This window comes from Francisella noatunensis subsp. noatunensis, assembly GCF_009823375.1.
Lineage (GTDB): Bacteria > Pseudomonadota > Gammaproteobacteria > Francisellales > Francisellaceae > Francisella > Francisella noatunensis.
The window spans coordinates 1-1,734 of the sequence record NZ_WBSX01000172.1 but is presented as its reverse complement, the minus strand read 5'-3'; the positions used below and the strand labels follow the sequence as shown (position 1 = coordinate 1,734).

Sequence of the window (1,734 nt, the reverse complement as noted above, 5' to 3'; positions counted from 1 at the left end):
CAATATAAATACAAAAAAGAAGGTGACTCTAAACAAGTTAAGATAAAGGATAGAGCGAGTATTTCTGAAAGACCTAGCAGTGCTAATAGAAAAAATCTTTATCACTTTGAAGGTGACACTATTGTTGGTAAAGACCATAAAAGTGCTATTGTAACAATGGTCGATAGAGCTAGCAGATTTACTATTTTAGCCAAGTCTATAGATAGAACAGCTAATTCAATCAATAGAATATTGTACAAAGTATCTAATGGTCATAAAATATTAACAGCTACATTTGATAATGGTAAAGAGTTTGCTAAACATAAGAAGCTAACTAGCAAGACTGGCATCAAAGTATTCTTTGCTGATCCATACAGTCCTTGGCAAAGAGGTACTAATGAAAACATGAATAGGTATATCAGACAATTTATACCTAAAGGTACTAACTTTAACAATATATCTCATCAATACATTAGAAAGTTACAGATAGACTTGAATAATAGACCTAAGAAATGTTTAAATTACTTGACACCTAATGAAGTACATTTTGGTATCTCTATAAACATTGAGAATACAATCTAGCTTATTAAATATGAGTAGCCAAGATATCAACGCTAGAGATCTCAGAGAAGAAAAAAAAGTTTTAGCAATTACATCATTAGCAGAGTTTACTGAGCGTTATGGATATTATATAATCCAATCACTATTAATATTTTATTTGATAGATAAATTTCAAATTTCACAAGACTTATTACCATCTTTGGTTGGTACAACTCTTTCGATGGTATATATTTCAGCTATTTTAGGAGGTTTTATTGCTGAGAGATATTTTGGATATTACCGAGCTGGTCTGCTAGGTTCACTTTTCATGCTTAGTGGATTCTTTATATTGGCATATTCAACTAGTCAAAGTATGTTATATTTGGGTTTGAGTTTTATTTCTGTAAGTACAGGTCTCATAAAGTCAAATATGTCTGCCTTTATTGGGAGATTTATGACAAGTCTAGTTTGAATGATTCAAAAAGAGATTTTGGCTTTAATATTTTCTATATGAGTATTAATTTGGGAAGCTTCGGAGCGCTATTCATAGCTAGTTGGCTAAAAGATAATTATGGCTATGGAGCACCATTTTATAGTAATATGGCAGTTAGTGCATTTATGCTTTGTCTTTTAGTAGGCTTTAAGTTTTTAAAGCTAGATTGTATTCTCAATGTTTATAGAGATACCAAAATGTACTTCATTAGGTGTCAAGTAATTTAAACATTTCTTAGGTCTATTATTCAAGTCTATCTGTAACTTTCTAATGTATTGATGAGATATATTGTTAAAGTTAGTACCTTTAGGTATAAATTGTCTGATATACCTATTCATGTTTTCATTAGTACCTCTTTGCCAAGGACTGTATGGATCAGCAAAGAATACTTTGATGCCAGTCTTGCTAGTTAGCTTCTTATGTTTAGCAAACTCTTTACCATTATCAAATGTAGCTGTTAATATTTTATGACCATTAGATACTTTGTACAATATTCTATTGATTGAATTAGCTGTTCTATCTATAGACTTGGCTAAAATAGTAAATCTGCTAGCTCTATCGACCATTGTTACAATAGCACTTTTATGGTCTTTACCAACAATAGTGTCACCTTCAAAGTGATAAAGATTTTTTCTATTAGCACTGCTAGGTCTTTCAGAAATACTCGCTCTATCCTTTATCTTAACTTGTTTAGAGTCACCTTCTTTTTTGTATTTATATTG

At 30.7% G+C, this 1,734-nt stretch carries 2 protein-coding genes and 1 pseudogene; 2 read left to right on the top strand and 1 reads right to left on the bottom strand.

Features of this window, described 5'->3' with window-relative positions; all coding sequences use genetic code 11:
* Positions 1-561: IS30 family transposase (locus F8C69_RS10080; RefSeq protein ID WP_159183759.1), on the top strand; the 561-nt coding region annotated here is incomplete at its 5' end.
* A gap of 10 nt (positions 562-571) precedes the next feature.
* A pseudogene (locus F8C69_RS10075) lies at positions 572-1,170 on the top strand (POT-type proton-dependent oligopeptide transporter); the annotation flags it as partial.
* Between the two features lie 3 nt (positions 1,171-1,173).
* Here the strand turns inward: F8C69_RS10075 and F8C69_RS10065 are convergent.
* A partial coding sequence (locus F8C69_RS10065; protein WP_159183759.1) for an IS30 family transposase occupies positions 1,174-1,734 on the bottom strand: 561 nt, incomplete at its 5' end.